A 21,165-nucleotide genomic window follows, 5' to 3' on the forward strand; every position below is an offset into this window, starting at 1 on the left:
ACGGGAAGGCGTCCGGTCAGGGGGCGGGGAAGCGCCACAGGGTGGTGCTGTCCCCGGCCGCGCTGGTCGTCAGCCCGGTACCGGTGACGGTACCGCCGGACTCGACGAGCCCGAGCACCTGCTGCGCGCCGGACCCCGACAGCCCGGCGCCCTGCGGCTCGGTCACCTGCCAGGAGGAGCCGTCCGCCGACGACCACATCCGCACGTCGTGGTCGGCGGCCTTCCCGGAGGTGCCGACGGCCGCGAACCCCTTGGCGGTGGCGACGACGTTCAGCGCCGGGCCGTGCACCTCCCCCTTGGGGTCCTGCCCCGGAAGCTCGGCGGGCGTCCAACTGCGGCCGCCGTCGGTGGAACGCACGGCGAACGCCATGGAGCTCCCGTCCGCGCGGAACGCCGCGCCCAGCGCCACGGCCGTCGAGTCCCTCACCGCCACCCGGACCAGGTTGCCGTGCGTGGCGCCCTGCGGAACGGGGAGCTTCTGCACGGACCAGCGCCCGCCGTCGCCCGACACCCAGACCGCGGGCCGGGACTGCCTGCCGCGTTCCCCGGCCGGGTCGGCGATCGCGCCGACGGCCAGGTACCCGGACGGCCCGGACGCCACGTCCGCCATCCACCGCCACGCGCCGCCCACGCCCCTGAGGTCGCCGGTGTCGCTCCTCGCCCACCTTCTCCCGTCCGGGGAGGTCCACACGATCGCCGACTGCTGCTCGTTCTTGGTGGCGCTGCCGACGACGACGTAGCCGCGCCTCCCCGCGGTGACGGCGGCGGTCCGCACCGCGACGCCCTTGCTGGCGATGAACAGCCGGTCCGTCACCCGCTGCCAGTTGTCGCCGTTCTGCGAGGTGGCGACCAGCGCGCGCCCGGCGTCGTCGCCGACCGCCAGCCAACCGGCGGGGGCGTTGGCGGCGTCGAGCAGCAGTTGCCGGCCCGGTCCGCCCAGCGCGTTGCCGCCCGCCCGGTGCCACGACGTGGCCCCGTCGGCGGAGTACCAGACGGCGGCGTCACCGGAGGTGCCGCCCAGCGCCAGGACCCGGCCGCCGTCGGCGGCGGCCAGCCCGCGCACGGTGCGGTCCGGGTTCACCGCGTCGGGGACCTTGGTGAGGTCGATCTCCTGGACCTGCCCGCTCCCGTCGGACAGCCCCAGGTAGAAGTTGCGGTCGGGCCCCTTGACCGCCCCGGCGACCAGGCTCGTGCCCGTCCCGGTCGGGGTCACGGCCGCGACGAACCGGCCGGCCGTCTTGCCCAGGTCGGTGCGCCGCCACCCCTCGCCGCCGTTCTGGAACAGCAGCATCCGGCCGCCCGCGGTCGCCAGTGCCGCCACGCCCCGCTCACCACCGGTGAACCGGTCGAACCGGGCGTTGCCCGGCGCGGTGATCCGGTCGGCCCTCGCCCACGATCCGCCGTCCTGCGACGCGACGAGCACGCCGTGGCCACCCCTGGGGTTCTGCCGCAACACGAGGAAACGGCCCCCGTCGAACGCCAGTCCGCGCGCCAGCCCGGCCGACCCGTCGGCCTGCGGCACGGTCACCTGGTCCCAGATGCGGCCGCCGTCGGTGGACCGCCAGAACCCGTCCACCGTGACGTCGCTCTTCTTGCCCTTGTTCTCCTTGGTGACGACGACGGTGCCCTGCATGACGAGGGTGCCGTTCCCGGACACCACGTGCAGCGCCTGCTCGGGCCTGCCGTCCTGCACCGGCAGGCTCAGCTTGCCGTCTCCGAGCCGTTCCCAGTTCGCGCCGTCGTTCGACCGCCACACGACCGGGCCGGGCCGGCGGCCCGCCTGCGTGTGGCCGACGGCGATCCAGCCGTCGGCGGTGCGCGCGGCCTGCTCGACGACGTCGCCCTTGACGAACGCGCCCGGCGCGACGGCGTGTTCGGTCCAGGACCTGCTGTCCTTGGAGGTCCAGGTCAGCATGCGCTCGGGGGAACCGCCGAGCGCCAGCCAGGCGCCCGCGGCGCCGGTGACCAGCTTGGGCGCGCTGCCGGACGGCTGGCCGCCGTCGGCGGTCACGCTGCCGAGGGTCCAGGTGCGCCCGCCGTCGGCGGAGGTCAGGAACCGGGCGCGGTTGCGCGGCCCGCCGTACTCGGTGCCGGCGGCGACGACGGTCTTCCCGGCGACGGCCGCGTCGTTGAACGCCTGCTCGATCGTGTCGAACCGGCTCTGCGGGCCGAGCCCGAACATGTCGTCGGCGATCCGGGCCTGCCGGGTGTCGCCGCCCTCGGGCTTCTCCGAGCCGGTGAGGAAGAACGCCGCGGCCCCGGCGACCGCGCCGAGCGCGACGAACGCCCCGACGCCGATCAGGGCCATCCGGGCCTTTCCGCCTCCGCCGCCCGCGCCCGGAGCCTTGCTCTTCTTCTCCTTCTTCGCCTTCGGGTTCAGCCACGGCTCCTGGCCGGGCAGGGCGGGGGCGGGGGCGGGGGTGGGGGCGGGCTGCGCGGCGTGGGGGGCCACTTCCCAGGGCTGCTGTACCGGTGGGGGTGGGCTGAAGGGTCGGTGGCCGCCGTCGTTCGGGGCGGGCTGGGGGGCGGCGGGGGCGCCGACCTCCCACGGCTGCTGTACGGGGGGTGGCGGGCTGAACGGCTTGTGGCCGCCGTCGGCCGGAGGCGGGGGCGGGGGCGCGCTGACCTCCCACGGCTGCTGCACGGGCGGGGGAGGGCTGAACGGCTGGGGCGCGCTCTGCACCGGCGGCTGCCCGTCGACCATGGTCGCGTCCACCGGGGGCTGGCCGTCCACCATGGTCGCGTCCACCGGCGGGTGGCCGTCGACCATCGTCGCGTCCATCGGCGGGGTGGGCGGCGGGGTGGGCTTCCGTGTCGGCACGACCTGGGTCTGGCCCTGGTCCGCCGGGGCCTCGGCCGGGTTCTCGGCGGGGGTCTCGTTCCAGGTGGGGGGCGGAGGCGGGGGAACGCTGCCCGCCGCGTCGTCCGCGTCGTCCGCGGTGTCGTCCACCGTCTCGGTCCCCGCGTCGTCCCCTCCGGCGTCCGGGCCGCTCGCCCAGGTGGGCGGCGGCGGAGGCGTGGGGGCGGGGGCTTCGCCGGGCCGACCGGGGTCGGCGGCCGGGGCCGCCCAGGGGGGCGGGGGCGGTGGCGTCACGCCCCAGCCCGGGGCGGCCTCGTCGGCGGCCTGCCGGTTCGCGTCGTCCTCTGGCGTGCTCACGGTCCCCTCCGGAGGGAATGCGTCGCGGGTCAAATCAGCGCAAACACTTTATGGGGTGCGCCCGCATGGGTTATCGACGGCCACGCGGAAGGCGCGGGTCCGCGACCGTCGCGCCGCGGCCCACTCCTCCAGTTGGGCGACGAAACGCTTGCCCTGGTCGGGCCAGTGGTAGCGCATCCGGGCGGCGCGGTGGCCGTTGGCGGCGAGGGCGAGCCGCAGCCGGGGGTCGTCGCGCAGGCGCAGCACGGCCGCGGCGGCGGCGCGCGGGTCGTCGAACGGCACCAGCAGCCCGCTGCCGTCGCGGTCCAGGATCGAGGCCGCGGCGGGCAGCGGCGTGGAGACCACCGGCACGCCGTGCGCCATGTACTCGATGATCTTCGTGGGGACCGAGTGGCGGTAGTTCGGCTCGTCGCGCAGCAGCGACAGCCCCGCCAGCGAGCCCTCGACCAGCCGCAGCGCGGCGTCGTTGGGCCGGTAGCCGTGCCAGCGCACCAGCCCCTCCCGCTCGGCCGCGCGCAGCGCCGCGGAGGTGTCCGGGTCGGCCGCGCCGATCATCTCCACGCGCACGCCGTGCGGGCGCAGCAGCCGCGCGACCTCCAGCATCTCGGCCGCCCCGCGCGCCCGCGTCAGGTGCCCCAGGTAGACGACGCGGTCGGCGCCGGGCGGGGGCGGGGCGTGCAGCGGAACGCGCGTGGTGTTGGGAACGACCGGGTGCTCGCGGCGGAACCGGGGCCGGTAGCCCTCCTCGGCCAGCAGCAGGTGCAGGCGCCGCTCGGCGATGCGCTCGGCCCACCGCACGAACGGGTACGGCGCGCGCCGCAGCGGCCGGGGCAGCCAGGTCTTGGCGACCAGCGCGGCGGCGGTGTCCTCGTGGACGTCCCACACCGTCGGCGGGCGGCGCCGCACGAACGGCAGCGTCAGCAGCAGCTCGGGGTCGTGCAGCAGCAGCACGTCGGCGTGCGGGGCGTGCCCGGCCAGCGCGCGGCGGGCGGCCAGGAACGCGCGGAGCCGGCGGCGGCCGCCGGCGCGCGGCACGTCCACCGCCGTCACCTCGGGCCACGGCGCGGTCCCGGAGTGCCGGAACGGCGCGATGTAGGTGACCTCGTGGCCGGCGTCGAGCAGCGCGCGGATCTGCCGGTGCAGGATCCGGGCGTCGGCGGCGTTGTGGACCACCGTGCACACGCACACGCGCATCGGGCTCACCGCCTCCAGGGGGTCGGGTCGTTCAGTTGGACGCCCGAAGAGTGATCAAGGATTACCTCTCACCGGTCACGGGGGTCATGGGGAAACGCCGCACTCCCCGTTCACAGGGCCTCGACGGAGTCGCCGGCCGGGACGGCCCCGCGGGTGTCGAGCAGCAGGCGCGCGCGGCCGGCGAGCTCGGCGGCGTCGTAGTCGCGGTGGTTCTGCAGCAGCAGCGTCAGGTCCGCGCCCGCCAGCGCCACGCCCAGGTCCTCGGCGCGCGGCACCGCGAGGTCGTCCACCTGCCAGGACTCGACGAACGGGTCGTGGAACAGCACCTGCGCGCCCAGCTGCCGCAGCCGCCGCGCGACCGGGGTGGCGGGGGACTCGCGCTGGTCGGCGATGTCGGGCTTGTAGGTGACGCCGAGCAGCAGGACCGTCGAGCCGCGCAGCGCCCGGCCCTCGCGGTTGAGGAGTTGCTGGGCGCGTTCGACGACGTAGCGGGGCATGCGGTCGTTGATCTCCTGGGCCAGTTCCACGAAGCGGAAGGGGTAGCCCAGGGAGCGGACCTTGTAGGACAGGTAGTTGGGGTCGATGGGGATGCAGTGGCCGCCGACGCCGGGTCCGGGGCGGAAGGCCTGGAAGCCGAAGGGTTTGGTGGCGGCGCAGTCGATGGCGTCCCACAGGTCGATGCCCAGCTCGTGGCAGAAGACCGCCATCTCGTTGACCAGGGCGATGTTGACGTGCCGGTAGGTGTTCTCCAGCAGCTTGGCCATCTCGGCCTCGCGGGTGCCCTTGGCCTGCACCACCTCCTCCACGAACTTGCCGTAGAGGGCGGCGGCCGCGGCGGCGCACGCCGGGGTGTGCCCGCCGACGATCTTCGGGGTGTTGGCGACGCCGTACACCGGGTTGCCCGGGTCGATCCGCTCGGGGGAGAACGCCAGGTGGAAGTCGGTCCCGGCGGTCAGGCCGCCGGCCTCCAGCAGCGGCCGGACGACCTCGTCGGTGGTGCCGGGGTAGGTGGTGGACTCCAGCACCACGAGCATGCCGGGGCGCAGGTGGGCGGCCACCGCGCGGGTCGCGCCGACCACGGCGGTCAGGTCGGGGCCCTGGTCGCTGGACAGCGGCGTCGGCACGCAGATCACCACGGCCCGGCCGCGCCCGACCACGGTCTCGTCGGCGGTCGGGTGGAAGCCCCCGGCCAGCATCGCCGCCACGTCCCCGGGGGACACGTCGTCCACGTGCGAGGCGCCGCCCGCCAGGGTGTCGACCACCTCCGGAGAGCGGTCCAGCCCCGCCACCCGCAGGCCCGCGCGGACCGCCTCCCTGGCCAGGGGCAGACCGACGTACCCCAGACCGACCACCACGAGATCGAACCCGGTCGTCCCGTTCCGCTCGACGTCGCTCACCGACGTTCCCCCTCAGCCCGTGCGGCCGGTCAGCAGGAGACCCCCAGGGACCGGTAGGCGTCCAGGAGACGTTCCATGCCGATGCGCCAGGTGCGTTCGTTGCGGACCCACTCGCGTGCCGCGTGTTGCATGTGTTGCGAAGACGGACTGTAAAGGATGTTTTGCAGAGCTTTGGCAAGCAGGTCGGGATTTTGGGGAACTGTTAGCAATCCGGTTTTCTCGTGCGTGATGATCTCGCGCAGCGCCGGAAGATCGCTCGCGATGACCGGCACGCCGCCCGCCATGGCCTCCAGCGGCTTGAGCGGGGTGACCATCCGGCACACCCGCTCGTCCCGCCGCGGCACCACGAACGCGTCCAGCACCGCGTGGTAGCGGCGCACCTGGTCGGCGGGCACCCGGCCGGTGAAGATCGCGTCGGTGAGGCCGAGCTCGGCGGCGCGGGCCTGGAGCGCGGCGCGTTCGGGGCCGTCGCCGACCAGCAGCAGCCGGACCGGGTGACCCTGGTCACGCAGGGCCGCCCCGGCCGCCAGCAGGGTGTCGAGCCCCTCGTAGGAGAAGAAGCTGGTGGTCGTCCCGGCCACCTTCTCGTCCGGCGCGATGCCCAGCTCGGCGCGCAGGCCCGCGGCGTCGGGCAGCGGCTCCAGGAACGCCTCGTCCACGCCGTTGGGGATCACCACGACCTTCCCGGCGGGCACCCCGCGCGCGACGATCTCCTCGCGCATCACCTCGCCCAGCGTCACCACCAGGTCGGCCGCGCGCATGCACGCCGTCTCCAGGTCCCGGCTGAACCGGTAGAAGTCCCGGTCGGTGGACCGCCGCGAGTCGCGCGACAGCCACGACTCCTCCAGGAAGCCGCGCATCTCGTAGACGACGGGGACGCCGTGCCGCTCGCGCAGGGCCAGGGCGATCTGGGCGTTCACATGGTTGCTGGCGGCGTGCAGGACGGCCGGGCGCAGGCGCTCGACCAGCCGGGACGCGGCCGCCACGTTCGCCTCCAGCGCGGCGCGCGAGTGCGGCGGCAGCCGCCAGGGCACCAGCCGGTGGTAGGGCACGCCGTCCACCTCGGCCCCCGGCCGCGGGTCGGGCCTGCCCTGCACGACCGGATGCCCGAGCCGCGTCACCACGTGCGGGTCCAGCCCCAGCGCGCGCTGCGTCGCCGCGATCCGGTGGGTGCGGACGGTGTACCCGGCGTTGGTGGCGGGCAACGCGTTGGTGACGATGTGGAGAACACGTCCCGGCTCCGGGGTGACGGGCCGGGGCGGCGTGACGTTCGTCGCCGGGCGCCAGGTCAGCGCCTCCACCCGTCCCGACAGGTCCCGCCGCAGCCGCGCCGCCGACCGCGTCCGGCCCCGGCGGACGGTGTCGAGCGCCTCGGTCAGCCGCCCGTCCTTGGACGCCAGAAGTCCCGTCAGATAGGGCTTGGCGGGATCCCGGTCGGGCAGCCCGGCCAGCAGTCTCACGGCGGTGTCGGGACGTTCCACCGCGACCGCGAACCCGGCCAGCCGCCGCAGCCGGCGCGGCCCCGCGCGCCGCGCCGCGGCCTCCACCACCGCCAGCGCCTCGTCCTGTCGGCCCTGGTCCCACAGCCCGTAGGCGCTCGGCAGGGGACCAGCACGCAGTAGCATTCCGCGCGTAATCCGTCGAACCGGCGCAGGAAGCACCCGCAGCGCGAGCAGGGGGGTGCGACCGGGCTCGGTTCGCAGATGCCGGACGGCCACCTGCGGGGCGAGCGTTGTCGCTTTCACCCACGGCATCGCCTTCACCCAGGACATGAGCCGTAAGTCAACCAGAACCTCCGGAGGTTCGATGCCGTCGCCCGTCCTGCACGTGATCGGCGCCCGACCCAACTTCATCAAGGCGGCCCCCGTCGTCGCGGCCCTCGGCGAACGCGGGGTCGCCCAGCGGGTGGTCCACACCGGGCAGCACTACGACGAGCGGATGTCCGACATCTTCTTCCGTGAGCTGGGGCTTCCCGAGCCCGACGTGGACCTCGGGGTGGGGTCCGGCAGCCACGGCAGGCAGACCGGCGCGCTGCTGGCGGCGCTGGAGGAGGAGTTCACGGCGTCCTCCCCGCGGTCCGTGATTGTTTACGGAGATGTCAACTCCACGTTGGCCGCCGCGCTCGCCGCCGCCAAGCTCGGCGTCCCGGTCGCGCACGTGGAGGCGGGGCTGCGGTCGTTCGACATGACGATGCCGGAGGAGATCAACCGGCGGCTCACCGACCAGCTCGCCGACCTGTGCCTGGTGACCAGCCCGGAGGCGGTCGGGCACCTGGCCAACGAGGGGATCGCGGTGGACCGCGTCCACCTGGTCGGCAACCCGATGATCGACACGCTGCTGGCCAACCTGGACCGCTTCGATCCCGCGGCCGTCCAGGCCGCCCACGGCCTGCCCTCCCGGTACGTCGCGGCGACCCTGCACCGGCCCGCCAACGTCGACGACCCCGGGACCGCCGCCCGCCTGGTCGCGCGCCTGCACGAGATCGCCGACCTGGTGGACGTGGTGATCCCCGTCCACCCGCGCAGCCGCGGCACCCTCACCGCCGCCGGGCTGGACCGGCACCCGAACGTGCACGCCATCGAACCCCTCGGATACGTGGAGTTCGTGGGGTTGGTGCGGGGCGCGGTCGCCGCCGTCACCGACTCGGGCGGCGTGCAGGAGGAGACGACGATGCTCGGCGTCCCCTGCCTGACGCTGCGGCCCAACACCGAACGGCCGATCACCCTCACGCACGGCACGAACCGGCTGGTCACGCCGGACGAGGTCGTTCCGGCCGTGCGCAAGGTGCTGGAGCAGCGGCACCCGGTGCCGCGCGAGACCCCGCCGCTGTGGGACGGCAAGGCCGGACCCCGCATCGCCGACGTGATCATCGGGAGCCTGGGTGAGTGATCCGACGGGCCAGGAGGAGATCCAGCGGCTGCGGCAGCAGCTCCGCCGCCGCGAACGCGAGCTGCGCGACCGCGACCGCCTGCTCCGCCAGACCCAGGAGCGGCTGGTCGCGCTGGAGGCGTCCACGGCGCTGCGCGTCGGCCGCCGCCTGGCCGCCGCCGCCCGCAAGCCCGCCAAGGGCCTGATCGGGCTGCCCCGCGACCTGTACAAGATGGCGAAGGGCCGGTCCACGGCCGGCCGCACGGCCGCGCCGTCCGTCACCGACGTCACCGGCTGGCCGCGCCTGCGCACCGAGGTGGGGCAGGACGAGCGGATGCTGTTCGGCGCGGGACTGCGCCGCCACGACCGGCCGGTCATCGCCGGGGCGTTCACCGCCGGGACCCGCGCGGCCCTGGCCGCCCACGCCGAGGTGGTCCCGCTGCGCCCCTACGACGCCGGGGTGGTCGTGGACCAGTGCGACCCCGACGTGGTGGTCTTCGAGGCCGCCGCGTGCGTGGCCGGGCACCCCTGGGCCTACCTGGGCGACCCCGCGATGCTGGACCGGCAGCGCGCGCTGCGCGACGTCCGCGAGGCCGCCCGCCCGCTGAACCGCCCGGTCGTGCTGTGGAACAACGCCCCCGACGCGTCCCCGGTCGCACCCGCGCTGCCCCTGCTGGGCTGGGACGCCGTCCACGACGCCGAACCCGGCGAGGCCCCCGCCCTCGACACCCTGATCCGATCGGAGGCCCGATGACCGCGCCCGTCGCCGCGCCTCCGCGCGGCGGTTCCCGGCGCTTGGGCTCCGGGTCTTCCCTCGTCGCTTACGAGATCGCTCGCAGGCTCCCGATCGGGACGCTCCCCAGTCCGGACCAGGAGGCGCCATGACCCTGCTCATTGCCGCGCCTCCGCGCGGCGGGTCCTGGCGCTGGGACTCCAGGTCTTCCCTCGTCGCTTACAAGATCGCTCGCAAGCTCCCGATCTTGACGCTCCTCAGTCCAGACCAGGAGGCGCCATGACCCACCCCACCGTTCGTCGGGCCCTGGTGTACGGGGACGTCGACCTGAACCTCATCGACGGCTCGGCGATCTGGGCCCAGTCGATGGTGCGGGCGCTGCGCGAGGCCGGGTGCGAGGTGACCCTCGTGCTGAAGGCCCCCATCCGCACCGGACGCCTGGTGGACCCGCTGCTGGCGCTGGACCGGGTGACCGTCCGCCGTCCCCACGCCGAGGGCCTGGTGGAGGGCGAGGCGGGCATGACGGTGGCGCAGGCCCACCGCGTGCTGGCCGCGATCGACGCCGAGCGCCCGCACGACCTGGTCGTGGTGCGGGGCCGCGCGCTCGCCGCCTCGCTGGCCGGGGACGGGGCGTTCCAGGGGCGGATGTGGAGCTACCTGACCGACGTTCCGCAACTGCTCGACGGCCTGGACAACGCGGTCCTCGGCGAGCTGGGCCGCATCGCCCGCGCCTCCCGCGTCCTGCTGTGCCAGACCGAGGAGCTGCGCTGCCACCTGGAGCAGGCCGTGCCCGCCGCGTGCGGCAAGTGCGTGCTGTTCCCGCCGGTGGTCGTGCTGCCGCCGGAGCTGGAGGGCCGCGCGGCCACCGCCCCGAACGGCCCGCTGAGGCTGGTCTACACGGGCAAGTTCGCGCTGCGCTGGAACACCTACGAGATGACCGGCCTGCCCGGCCGCCTCGCCTCGCGCGGCGTGGACGCCGAGCTGCACATGGTCGGCGACAAGATCCACGACGAGCGGTCCGACCCGGGCTACGCCGACCGGATGCGCCGCGCCCTGGAGGCGGGCCCCGGCGTGGTCTGGCACGGCGGCCACCCGCGCGAGAAGGCGATGGCGATCGCCGCCGACGCGCACGTGGGCCTGTCCTGGCGGCGCCCCGAGATGGACGCGAGCCTGGAGCTGTCCACGAAGGTGCTGGAGTTCGGCGCGCTCGGCCTGCCGGTGGTCCTGAACCGCAACCCGATGCACGAGACGCTCCTCGGCGCCGACTACCCGCTGTTCGCGCGCACCGAGAACGACGTGGTGGACGTGCTGGCGCGCGTCGCCCGCGACGCCTCCGCCTACGCGCTGGCCGCCGAACGCTGCCGCGAGGCCGCCGCGCGCTTCACCCTCGCGCGGGCGGCGGACCGGCTGCGCGACCGGCTGGCCAAGGTGTTCCCGGCCCCGGTCGGCGACCCGGCCCGCCCGACCCGCGTCGTGGTCGCGGGCCACGACCTGAAGTTCTTCACCCGCCTGCTGGAGCACCTGGAGGCGCTGCCCGACGTCGAGGTCATCGTCGACAAGTGGCGCGGCCTGGCCGAGCACGACGAGGTCCGCAGCCGCAACCTCGCCGCCTGGGCCGACGTCGTGATCTGCGAGTGGTGCGGCCCCAACGCCCTCTGGTACGCCGAGAACAAGCGTCCCGACCAGCGGCTCTACGTCCGCCTGCACCGGTTCGAGCTGACCTCCGGATGGCCGCGCAAGCTCGACATCGACAAGGTCGACCAGGTGATCTGCGTCAGCCCGCACTACGCGTCGCTGACCCGCGCCGACACCGGCTGGCCCGCCGAGAAGGTCACCGTGATCCCCAACTGGGTGGACGTCGACCAGCTCGACCGGCCCAAGCTCCCCGACGCCCGCTTCCACCTGGGGTTCATCGGCGCGGCCCCGTCCCGCAAGCGCCTCGACCTGGCGCTCGACGTGGTCGAGGAGCTGCGCCGCCGCGACCCCCGCTTCACGCTCTTCGTGAAGACGAAGATGCCGTGGGAGTACTGGTGGATCTGGAAGCGCGCCGAGGAGCGCGCCCACTACGAGAAGCTGTTCGCGCGGCTGGCGGCGTCCGGCCCGCTGCGCGACGGCGTGGTGTTCGACCCCTACGGCCGCGACGTGGCGTCCTGGCTGCGCCGCGTGGGCTGGGTGCTGTCCACCAGCGACGACGAGAGTTTCCACCTGGCCCCGGCCGAGGGCATGGCGTCGGGCGCGATCCCGCTGCTGCTGCCCTGGCCCGGGGTGGGAACGATCTACGACGCCCGCTGGATCCACCCGGACCCGACCGCGATGGCCGACGCCGTCGAGATGACCGTCAAGACCGGCCGCTGGGGGGAGGAGCGCGAGCTGGCCAGGCGGCAGCTCCGCGAGACCTACGCCCTGGACGTGGTCGCCGACGCCTGGACGCGCCTGGTGCGCGGCTGACGCCGGCGGCGCGAGCGGCCGGCCGGTGGCCGCGCCCCGGCGGCCACCGGCCTTGGACCGATCCAAGGCCGGTGGTTCCCCCGATGGCCGACGCTGGACAGAACGTGATCAAGCGGGCGGAACCTGGCTAGGGTGTGGGCTTGGTCGCGGGGGCGTACCGCGAGGTTCCGGTTGACCGGCCGGTGGGGACCGGCCAGGGGGCGGCCTGTTCGAGGCTGAAGGGGAGTGACCGCGTGGGCGCTTGGCAGGCTCTTCCCGTTTCCGCGGAGCCCGCGCTCCGGCAGCTGACGGTGCGGCTCCGGGAGCTGAAGGACGACACCGGGCTGAGCCTGGCCGCGCTGGCGCGCAGGACCCCGGCCAGCAAGTCGGCCTGGGGCCGCTACCTCAACGGCCAGGCCCTGCCGCCCCGGCAGGTGGTCGCCGCGCTGGGCGAGCTGGCCGGCGCCGACCCGGCCCGGCTCATGGCGCTGTGGGAGCTGGCCGCGCACACCCACCGCCAACCGGACGCCGCCGCGGGCCCGCCCGCCGACCCGGTCACTCCCGCCGCCGGTCTCGCCCTCTCCGCCACCACCGTCGCCGACGGCGGTCCCGGGGACCCGGAGCCCGCGGACGCGCCCCCCGGTGACGACCCGTCCCAGCCCGCCGGTGACCGGGCGCCGGCGCGCCCGCCCCGGCGGCGCCCGGCGGGATCCCTGTCCCACGTGCTGGCGCTGGTGATCCCCACCGTGCTGTCCACGGCCGCCCTGACCATCGTGATCACCCTGGTCTGGCATCCCGGCTTCGGCTCGGCCCCGCCGGCGCCCCCGTCCGGCCCCTCGACCCCTCCGGCCGCCACGACGACCCCCACGGCCGCTCCCACGCCCTCGCCGCGAGCCGCCCCCACCTCCTCGCCCAGGACCCGCGCGCCGGGGACCGTCGCCCCCGTGCAGCGCCGGCTCCGCTCCTCCGAGAAGGTGCGTGAGATGGAAGGACCCTACGAGCCGCCCATCTACACCCCCGGCCCCGAGGAGATCGAGACCTGGACCGACGGCCCGCCGCAGCCTCCCGACCCTTCGCGGCAGCCCTCGTCCGGCACTCGGCGGCCTTCCGGGTGACGCGCCGCCCCGTCGCGGGACGATCGTGGCCGGATCCGGCCAATCCGGTGTGACGGGACGTCCGTTGTTTGCCGCAGGTGAACCCAGTGACCGAATTGAAGCCCAAAGTCGGTCATCGGGTCCGGTGTTCGGTTGAACGTGACACGTAGCGGGACGAACCTCTTTACTCTGTCGGGTGGAGGAAACCCACGCGACACGTCCCCCAGACGTTCATCATCATCCCGTTGATTCCAGGGGTCTCACGACGTGACGGACATGGCGAGCGGGGCCGCGATGACGCGGTTCGTCCAGCCCGACCGCGTCTACGTCGGCTGGCGCTACGCACAGATGCATCCGGACCCCGGGCCACCGCCCACGCCGCCGGAGCCTTCCCCCGCGGCGCCGCCGGAGCCGCTGGCGCGGCGGCCGGGCGAGGAGATGGCCCGCCGCCCCACGCGCATCGCCCTGGCGGGCATCGCCGTGGGCGCGGGGCTGTTCGCGCTCTGCTGGACGGCGGGCGTGCTGCCGGGGTCGTTCGCGGTCGTCGGCCTGGCGGCCTGCGCGGTCCTCATGGGCCTCGTCTGGTCGGCGCAGTGGCGCGACGAACGCGGCGTCCGCGCCCGGCTGGCCGCCGAACGCGACCGCGCCGCCCGCGAGCGCGCCGCCCGCGACCGGGCCCGCGCCGAGGCCGGGCGCGCCTACGAGCGCGCCCGCCGCGACTGGGAGCGGCGCCGCCGCGCCTACGAGGGCCAGCGTGAGTGGTACCCGGTCGCGGTGCCGCCGGGCGTGGACCGCGTGGACGTCGTCGGCGGCACCCTCGCCGGCTGGTCGGCCGCCGTCACCACCATGGGCGCGGCCCGGCTCGCGGTCGGGGCCCGCGTGACGGTCATCGACCTGTCCGAGGGCGCGGTGGCGCACGACCTGCTCCGGCTGGCCGCCAGCCGCAACGACGACCCCCTCGTCTGGGTGCTGCCCGCCGACCTGCCCCGCCTGGACGTCACCCGCGGGCTGGGCCCCGAGGCGCTGGCCGACGTGCTGTCCCTGGTGGTCAGCGCGGGCGAGGAGCAGGCCAGCACCCGCGACCTGTCGTTCGACAACTCGATCCTGGAACGCGTCATCGAGGTCCTCGGCGCGGACGCGACGATCCCGCGGATCACCGCGGCGTTGCGCGTGCTGGCGCAGGTCGGTGACCCGCGCGCGGACCTGCGGCGCGGCCTGCTGACCGACGAGGAGTTCGAGCGCGTCGCGACCCTGTTCGGCCGCAACGCCACCGACCGCATCGTGGTCCGCCACGCGTGGGCGCTGGAGGCCCAGCTCCGCAAGCTGGAGAAGCTCGGGACCGAGCCGGTGCACCTGCCGCCGTCCCGCCTGCACGTGGTGTCGATGGACCGCCGGGCCGGGGTGCTGACCAACCGGGTGCTCGGCACGTACGTCACCACGGCGCTGACCCACCGCATCCGGGAGTCGCCGCCGGGCGGGCGCTGGGACCACACGCTGTTCCTGTGCGGGGCGGAGAAGCTGCGCGGCGACGTGCTGGACCGGCTCGTCGACGCCTGCGAGGCGACCGGGACCGGCCTGGTCCTGATGTACCGTTCCATCCCCTCCCACGTGCGGGAGCGCCTGGGGCGCCGGGGCCACGCGGCCGTCGGGTTCATGCGGCTGGGCAACCCCGAGGACGCCCGGATCGCCGCCGAGCACATCGGCGCCGACCACCGCCTCCAGGTCGCCGAGATCACCGACACGGCCGGGGAGACGCTGTTCGACGTGGCGGGCGAGACCTACGCCAGCACCGTCGCCTACGCCCGCGCCCGGGGCGACGTGCTGACCGACCCGGCGTGGAGCCCGCTCCCGGCCCCGATCGCCGACGACACGGCGCTGGTGGAGGGCATCAGCTCGGCCACCGCCTGGGGCCGCACGATCCGGCCCGGTGAGGCGACCCGGCAGAGCGTCCGCGAGCTGCTGGTCGAGCCGCCCCAGCTCCAGGAGCTCCCGCCCACCGCGATGGTCTTCACCCACGCGGGCGGCACGGGCCGCCGCATCCTGCTGGTGGACGCCAACCCCGGCATCATCACGCTCCCGACCGCGCACTCGATGGAGTTCGAGGAGTACCTGCGGCACGAGCAGACGCGGGAGCAGCCCCCGGCCGAGCCGGAGGAGCCCGCCGACGAGGACGACCCCAACGACGGCATCCTCCTGGACGACCTGACCGACGCGGCCCGCCCCCGCCGGGCGCTGCCGCGTTCCCGCCGCAAGACCCCGGGCCGGCACGCGGCGGACGGGCCCTGAACGGCCGATTTCTTGGGGAATAGAAAGCGTTTTGGCGTGCCCCGGATCCTGCGCTAACATCTTCCGTGCGCGAGCGGAACGCCCCCAGACCCCCGAAAAGGGAAACGGAAGTGAAGATCGCGCTTTGGGGTATGGTGTAATCGGCAGCACGACTGATTCTGGTTCAGTTAGTTTAGGTTCGAGTCCTGGTACCCCAGCAGGTTCGCCCGCCTTCCGGCGGGGGAACGCGACGGGCCCCCGTCGTCTAGTGGCCTAGGACGCCGCCCTCTCAAGGCGGTAACGGCGGTTCGAATCCGCTCGGGGGTACATATCGGCAAAAAGGCTCCGACCATCCGGTCGGGGCCTTTTCCGTACCGTTCCCAAGGTGTGCGCATGGACCCGATGGCGGCGGCGTTCGACGCGTTGGCCGACGACTATGACGACGTTCACCACGACGCGGTGGCGCGCGCCCTGACCGAGGCCGTGCGGCCCGCCCCGGACGCCCTGGTCGCCGACGTGGCCTGCGGGACGGGCGCGGTGGCCCTGGTCCTCGCCCGCACCCGCCCGGCCACGGCCGCCCCGGTCCTGGCGGTCGACCTGTCACCGGCGATGGTCGCGCGCGGCCGGGAACGCGGCGCCGGCCTGCCCGTCGACTGGCGGGTGGGCGACGCGGTGCCGCTGCCCGTCCCCGACGCGTCCCTGGACGCGATCCTGTGCGCCTCGTCCCTGCACTTCCTGGGCGCGGCGGCGCTGGCGGACTGGCGAAGGGCGCTGCGCCCCGGCGGCCGGGTCGGCTTCACCCTGCCCCCGGCGGCCCACTTCCGCCCGTCCGGAACGTTCGCCGCCCTGGTGGCCGAGGACCTCCCCCTCCCGCGCACACCGGCCGACGCGGTGACCCTGGCCCACGCCGCGGGCTTCACCGACGCGACCGCGACCCTCGTCGACACCGGCACCCGCCCCACGATCGTGACCACGACCGTCCGTCCCTGATCCCCGAAGACCTCCACCGAGATTCCCGTGGTTCGGCGGTGGTCTCGGCTAGGGAGGGTGGGTGGGGCGGGCGTTCCGGTGGGGGGTGGGGTGGGGTGGCGACGGTCCTGTGCGGAGGGGCGGCGGGCCGGTGGCGGACGGGGCCATGAGCGGGTCAAGATGCTGGGGTGATGCCCCCCGGTATGCAGCACGGTCCGCCGTCCCCCGACCCGGCGGCCCTGCCCGGTCCCTGGTACCGGATCCAGGCGATACCCGCCCCCGAGCGCGCCGCGTCCGCCGAGTGGGACTTCGTCAGCGTGCTGCCCGCCGCGCTGTCGGCCGCGCGCCGCCGCCAGCCGTTCGTGGTGGGGTGGCTGTCGCCCGGCGGCGGCGCGCCGCTGGAGCTGATCACCAACGCGGGGGCCGTCGGCGTCCGCGCGAACGGGGAGGCGCGGGGCGTGCTGTTCCCCAGCGGCGCGCGCGGCGTGCCGGTCGGGGACGGCTGGCTGCGGCAGGCCAACCGCATGGTCTGGACGCGCTGCCCCGGCCGTCTCGCGCCGCCCGGCCAGGGCGGTGGCGGCGAGGGCAGCCTGTTCGAGGCGACGCTGGTCACGCTGATGGAGCAGCCGTTCGGCTGGTTCGTGGTCGCCGACCCCTGCGACGAGCGGCTGATCGACCAGGAGATGCGCGAGCTGCACCTGGAGATGCAGGTGGCCTCGCGCGGCGAACGCGGCCAGTCGCGGCTGGCGGTCGAACGCGCCGAGCAGCGCCTGGCCGAGCTGGACGCGTTCCGGGAGGCCGGGCTGTGGCGGGTGCGGGTGCTGGCGGGCGCGGCGTCGCAGGCCGAGCTGGGCCAGATCGCGCCGGTGCTGGTCGGGTCGATGGAGCTGGGCCACCACCCCTACCGGCTGCGGTCGGGGTTCGGCAGCGGGTCGTTCGCCGAGGTGCTGCGGCCCGACCCCGCGCCCGCGACGCTCCGGCCGCTGGAGAACGAGCAGCGCTACCCGTTCGTCGCGACGGCGGGCGCGCTCGCGGCCCTGGCCGGGCTGCCCCGGCGGGAGGTGCCGGGGCTGCGGGTGCTGGAGGCCGGGTACTTCGACGTCACCTCCGAGACCGAGGACGTCGGCAACGGCCCCCGCATCGAGCTGGGCGCGATCCTGGACGGGCAGGACCGGCAGGTGGGCCGGTTCACCGTGCCGCGCTCGACGATCAACCGGCACGTGTTCGTCACCGGCGCGACCGGCGCGGGCAAGTCGCAGACGGTGCGGCACCTGCTGGAGCAGCTCACCCGCGCGGGCATCCCGTGGCTGGCGATCGAGCCCGCCAAGTCCGAGTACGCCGCGATGGCCGGGCGCATCCAGGACCTCGGCGGCCCCGTCACCGTCGTCAACCCGTCCGACCCCGCCTCGGTGCCGCTGTCGGTGAACCCGCTCGCCCCCGAGCCCGGCTACCCCGTCCAGGCGCACATCGACATGGTGCGGGCGCTGTTCCAGGCCGCGTTCGACGCCGAGGAGCCGTTCCCGCAGATCATGGCGCAGGCCCTCCAGCGCGTCTACGAGGCCAACGGCTGGGACGTCGTCACCGGCGCGGGCGTCCCCGGCTCCCTCATCGAGCCGACCGTCCCCACCCTCGAACAGCTCCAGAACGCCGCCCTCCAGGTCATCCGCGACGTCGGCTACGGCCGCGAGCTGATGGCCGACGTGCAGGGCTTCGTGGACGTGCGGCTGCGGTCGCTGCGGATCGGCTCGGCGGGCCGGTTCTTCGAGGGCGGCCACCCCGCCGACATCGGCGGGATGCTCCGCGACAACATCGTGCTGGCCATCGAGGACGTCGCCAACGACGAGGACAAGGCGTTCCTCATGGGCACGCTGATCATCCGCATCGTGGAGCACCTGCGGATGCGGTCGCGCGGCGGCGTCACCACCCCCGGCCTGCGGCACGTGATCGTCATCGAGGAGGCGCACCGCCTGCTGCGCAACCGGGGCCCCGAGCGCACCAGCTCGCACGCCGTGGAGCTGTTCGCGGGGATGCTCGCCGAGATCCGCGCCTACGGCGAGGGCATCATCGTCGCCGAGCAGATCCCCACCAAGCTCGTGCCCGACGTCATCAAGAACACCGCGCTGAAGGTCGTGCACCGGCTGCCCGCGTTCGACGACCGGCACCAGGTCGGCGCGGCGATGAACCTGGACGAGGACCAGTCCCGCGAGGTGGTGTCGCTGCGGCCGGGCGTCGCGGCGGTGTTCGCCGACGGCATGGACCGGCCGCTGCGCGTGAGGATCCCCCTCGGCGAGGGCCGCGAGGCCGTCCTGCCCGGCCCGCCGCCCCCGGTGGACGGGCGCCGGTCGGCCGCGTGCGGCTGCGAGTGCCGCTCCGGGCGCGCCTGCACGCTGCTGGAGCTGCGCGAGGCCGACCTGCACGCGGGCCATCCCGACTGGGCGTGGCTGCGGCTGTGGGCCGACACCCTCGTCCTCGCCCACGTCGTCAACCGGCCGCTGCCGGTCGTGCCCGCCGACCTCGGCCGCGCCTGGTCGCGCCTGGCGCCCCGCATCCGCGAGTGCACCCTGGCGACCGTGCTGGAACGCGCGGTGTCGCGCCGTTCCCAGGCGCTGCGCACCGCCTACCCGCCCGCCGACCTGACCGCCACCGTCGCGGGAGTCGCCCACCAGCTCCTCGGCGGCTCGGCGACCCTCCCCGGAACGCTGCCCGGCGTCCAGTGGGTGATCCCGCAGATCCGCTGGCTGCACGAGCTGGACCGGCTGTTCCCCTACGTCGGCGGCCTGCCCGACAAGCACGCCCCGGCCCCGCCGCTGGACTACCAGCTCGCCGGGCTCAAGCAGCCGCCCGAGCCGAAGGTCGGGCACCGGTTGCGGGCGCTGCGCCGCCACCCGCTGTCGATGGAGCTGGAGCGCAACCGCCCCCTCGCCCTCACCGCGCTCGCCGGGGACGACGACCACGAGGGCTTCTACCGCGACCTCACGCTCGTCACGATCGGCCTGGCCGAGCACGAGCAGATCGCCGACGTCGCCGAGACCATGCGCGCGGGGTCCTGGCTGGAGCCGGTGCTGAGCTGGCCCGACCGCCTGATCCTGCCGTTCGAGGACCCGTCGGCGGGACCGCCGTTCCTGGACGCGAGGGAATGAGCGACGGTTGCGTCACGATCCGGCACTGACCTACCACGCGGCGCGCCTGTCTCGTTACTTTTCTTCCAGCCGAGCCGCCGACGCCTCGTGAGGGGAAGGCCACGGATGACCGAAGGGCCCCACCACGGCGAACCGTACTTCAGGCACGCCCCGCGCGCCCCCGGCGACCGCCCGCTCCAGCACGCGACGCGCTACCTGTCGGCGGGGGCGTACCTGCGGGTCCGGTTCGAACGGCGCGTCATCTCCGAGCTGCTGTACGAGCCGAACCGCGCCGTCGTCCCGTCGTTCGGGTTCGACCTGGAGGTGGTGCTGCGGCACGCGCTGCGCGCCCGGCGGCTGCGGCTGGCCCGCGACATGACGCTCATCGTGCTGTGGACGCTGGCGTACCTGCCGGCGCCCCGGCAGACCGTCGGGGTCGGCATGACGCTGTTCGGCGTCGCGGTCGTCATCGCGGGGGCGCGGTGGCTGGGGCGGGCGGGAGCGCGGGCGCGGCGCAACGCGCTCGGCGCGCTCCTGCTGCTCGCGGCGGGCTACGGCGGGCTGGTGTGGTTCGGCGGGCGGCTCGACGGCGGTTCCGGCTACGACTCCTCTCCCCCCAGCGTGCCGATCGAGGACGTCGGCGCCGAGAACGGCCTGCTGACGCCGGTGACGCTCCTCGCCCTCGCCGTCGTGGTCCTCGGGCACCGGGCGCTGGTGCTGCGGTCGCTGTCGCGCGCGCTGGCCCCCGGCGCGATGGGCCCCGGCCCCGCCGTCAGAGGCGACCGCGCCGAGCAGGCCCTCGCCCGCATCGGCTCGGCCCAGAACGGCAACATCACCCTCTACGGCGGGGAGAACCCGTTCCTCGGCGCGGGCCGCTTCGACGCCCGCCGCACCGTCGCCTGGTCGATCGTGCTGGAGCTGGACCGGCCCTCCGGCAAGGGCTCCCCGGACCTGCGCAAGGAGCGGGCGCGCCCCGACCCGGTCGCCATGTACGCGCGCGTCCGCGAGGAGATGCAGGCCATGCGCGACGAGTGGCCGCCGCACCGCCCCGGCGCGCCCGAACCCCGCCGCGACCAGTGGCTCCCGCCCAACGAACGCGTCGTCAGCATGGTGATCACCGACCATGTCGTCGGCCACGGCGAGGTCGACCACCGGCGCTCCCCGGCGTCCCCCGACGGAGGCCACCCGCTGGTCGACCCGCGCGGCGGCGGCGTGCCCTACTCGGTGGCGACCCCGCCCGCCATCGAGGCGATCATGCGGCATCCGCAGGCCGGTGCCCGGTACTACCAGCGGATCACCGTCGGCGCGCAGTCCCAGCAGGTCGTCGGCCGCGCGGGCGATCCGGTCCTGGACGCCGAGGAGCAGGACTACGCGGTCAGCACGTTCCTGCACCTGGCGATCGAGGGGCGGATGCTGTACGCGCAGTTCGCGGCCGTCCCGCTGCCGCCGGTCCGGGACGAGTTCCGCGTCGTGGACGTGGCGTCGTCGTGGACGCCCGCCCACCTGGTCGGCCACACGCTGCTGGCCGGCTGGAGGGACGCCGCCGCGACCGCGCTGCTGGCCGTCCCGCGCACCGCCCGCACCCTGGCGGAGATGGCCTCGGGGGCGCTGGCCGCCCGTTACGGCCGCCCGCCGATCACCCGCGTGATCCACGACTACGGGGCGCGGCTCAGCGTCCGCGAGCTGGGCGCGGCCCGCGGCTTCGGCACCTACATGCAGGAACTCGACGTCGTGAAGTACACGCGGCTGGTCCAGCAGCGCGTCAACGACGCCGTCCTGGACTACCTGGAGGGCGAGTGCGGCGTGGACGTGTCCGCCTACCGCGCCCAGGCCGCCCAGATCACCAACAACAGCGTCACCATCACCGGCGACGTCTCCGGCCAGGTCGCCGTCGGCGGCCAGGTCCAGCAGAAGCAGGGAGACGACTGACGGCGCGAGCCGG

The 21,165-nt window shown here is 75.0% G+C and carries 12 protein-coding genes and 2 tRNA genes; 10 read left to right on the top strand and 4 right to left on the bottom strand.

Features of this window, described 5'->3' with window-relative positions; genetic code table 11:
- Positions 1–16: 16 nt before the first annotated feature.
- The 4 genes from HNR61_RS35650 to HNR61_RS35665 form a co-directional block, all read right to left on the bottom strand.
- Positions 17–3,157 (bottom strand): hypothetical protein, encoded by a 3,141-nt coding sequence (locus tag HNR61_RS35650; RefSeq protein ID WP_182847553.1) that lies wholly within the window; start codon positions 3,155–3,157, stop codon positions 17–19.
- A gap of 48 nt (positions 3,158–3,205) precedes the next feature.
- Entirely contained in the window at positions 3,206–4,351 is a 1,146-nt protein-coding gene (locus HNR61_RS35655; protein ID WP_182847694.1) for a glycosyltransferase family 4 protein, read from the bottom strand.
- A gap of 110 nt (positions 4,352–4,461) precedes the next feature.
- Positions 4,462–5,748, bottom strand: a complete 1,287-nt coding sequence (locus tag HNR61_RS35660) for a nucleotide sugar dehydrogenase (RefSeq protein WP_182847554.1) — start codon at positions 5,746–5,748, stop codon at positions 4,462–4,464.
- A 29-nt stretch (positions 5,749–5,777) separates the two neighbouring features.
- The gene (locus HNR61_RS35665; RefSeq protein ID WP_246444496.1) at positions 5,778–7,373 is read right to left on the bottom strand and encodes a glycosyltransferase family 4 protein; all 1,596 of its coding nucleotides are present in this window, start codon (positions 7,371–7,373) and stop codon (positions 5,778–5,780) included.
- A gap of 181 nt (positions 7,374–7,554) precedes the next feature.
- Between HNR61_RS35665 and wecB the strand changes: the two genes are divergently transcribed.
- The 10 genes from wecB to HNR61_RS35715 all read left to right on the top strand — a co-directional run bounded on the left by wecB (position 7,555) and on the right by HNR61_RS35715 (position 21,152).
- Positions 7,555–8,637 (top strand): non-hydrolyzing UDP-N-acetylglucosamine 2-epimerase, encoded by a 1,083-nt coding sequence (gene wecB, locus HNR61_RS35670; RefSeq protein WP_182847555.1) that lies wholly within the window; start codon positions 7,555–7,557, stop codon positions 8,635–8,637.
- Positions 8,630–9,370 (top strand): hypothetical protein, encoded by a 741-nt coding sequence (locus HNR61_RS35675; RefSeq protein ID WP_182847556.1) that lies wholly within the window; start codon positions 8,630–8,632, stop codon positions 9,368–9,370. Before wecB ends, HNR61_RS35675 begins: the two co-directional genes overlap by 8 nt.
- Positions 9,371–9,628: 258 nt before the next feature.
- Positions 9,629–11,797 carry a glycosyltransferase gene (locus HNR61_RS35680; RefSeq protein ID WP_182847557.1) on the top strand — a complete coding sequence of 723 codons (2,169 nt, stop codon included), beginning with the start codon at positions 9,629–9,631 and terminating at the stop codon, positions 11,795–11,797.
- A 233-nt stretch (positions 11,798–12,030) separates the two neighbouring features.
- Positions 12,031–12,891, top strand: coding sequence for a helix-turn-helix domain-containing protein (locus HNR61_RS47010; protein WP_220510202.1), 861 nt, complete (start codon positions 12,031–12,033; stop codon positions 12,889–12,891).
- Positions 12,892–13,146: 255 nt separating this feature from the next.
- Positions 13,147–15,156, top strand: a complete 2,010-nt coding sequence (locus tag HNR61_RS35690; protein WP_182847696.1) for a hypothetical protein — start codon at positions 13,147–13,149, stop codon at positions 15,154–15,156.
- 125 nt (positions 15,157–15,281) lie between these two features.
- Positions 15,282–15,353 (top strand) — tRNA-Gln (locus HNR61_RS35695).
- A gap of 36 nt (positions 15,354–15,389) precedes the next feature.
- Positions 15,390–15,462: transfer RNA gene (locus HNR61_RS35700), tRNA-Glu, on the top strand.
- Positions 15,463–15,528: 66 nt separating this feature from the next.
- The gene (locus HNR61_RS35705; protein WP_182847558.1) at positions 15,529–16,125 is read left to right on the top strand and encodes a class I SAM-dependent methyltransferase; all 597 of its coding nucleotides are present in this window, start codon (positions 15,529–15,531) and stop codon (positions 16,123–16,125) included.
- 170 nt (positions 16,126–16,295) lie between these two features.
- Complete coding sequence (locus tag HNR61_RS35710) at positions 16,296–19,244, top strand: helicase HerA-like domain-containing protein (protein ID WP_281400659.1); 2,949 nt, start codon at positions 16,296–16,298, stop codon at positions 19,242–19,244.
- A 105-nt stretch (positions 19,245–19,349) separates the two neighbouring features.
- Positions 19,350–21,152, top strand: coding sequence for an AbeC-like domain-containing protein (locus tag HNR61_RS35715; RefSeq protein ID WP_182847559.1), 1,803 nt, complete (start codon positions 19,350–19,352; stop codon positions 21,150–21,152).
- The last annotated feature ends 13 nt before the right edge of the window (positions 21,153–21,165 follow it).

Source organism: Actinomadura kijaniata, assembly GCF_014138665.1.
Classification (GTDB): domain Bacteria; phylum Actinomycetota; class Actinomycetes; order Streptosporangiales; family Streptosporangiaceae; genus Spirillospora; species Spirillospora kijaniata.

Excerpts from the sequence above, each read along its gene's own strand:
- HNR61_RS35655 (WP_182847694.1), bottom strand. The coding sequence starts at position 4,351 with ATGCGCGTGTGCGTGTGCACGGTGGTCCACAACGCCGCCGACGCCCGG.
- HNR61_RS35665 (WP_246444496.1), bottom strand. The coding sequence starts at position 7,373 with ATGCTACTGCGTGCTGGTCCCCTGCCGAGCGCCTACGGGCTGTGGGAC.
- wecB (WP_182847555.1), top strand. The coding sequence starts at position 7,555 with ATGCCGTCGCCCGTCCTGCACGTGATCGGCGCCCGACCCAACTTCATC.
- HNR61_RS35680 (WP_182847557.1), top strand. The coding sequence starts at position 9,629 with ATGACCCACCCCACCGTTCGTCGGGCCCTGGTGTACGGGGACGTCGAC.
- HNR61_RS35690 (WP_182847696.1), top strand. The coding sequence starts at position 13,147 with ATGGCGAGCGGGGCCGCGATGACGCGGTTCGTCCAGCCCGACCGCGTC.
- HNR61_RS35705 (WP_182847558.1), top strand. The coding sequence starts at position 15,529 with ATGGACCCGATGGCGGCGGCGTTCGACGCGTTGGCCGACGACTATGAC.
- HNR61_RS35710 (WP_281400659.1), top strand. The coding sequence starts at position 16,296 with ATGCCCCCCGGTATGCAGCACGGTCCGCCGTCCCCCGACCCGGCGGCC.
- HNR61_RS35715 (WP_182847559.1), top strand. The coding sequence starts at position 19,350 with ATGACCGAAGGGCCCCACCACGGCGAACCGTACTTCAGGCACGCCCCG.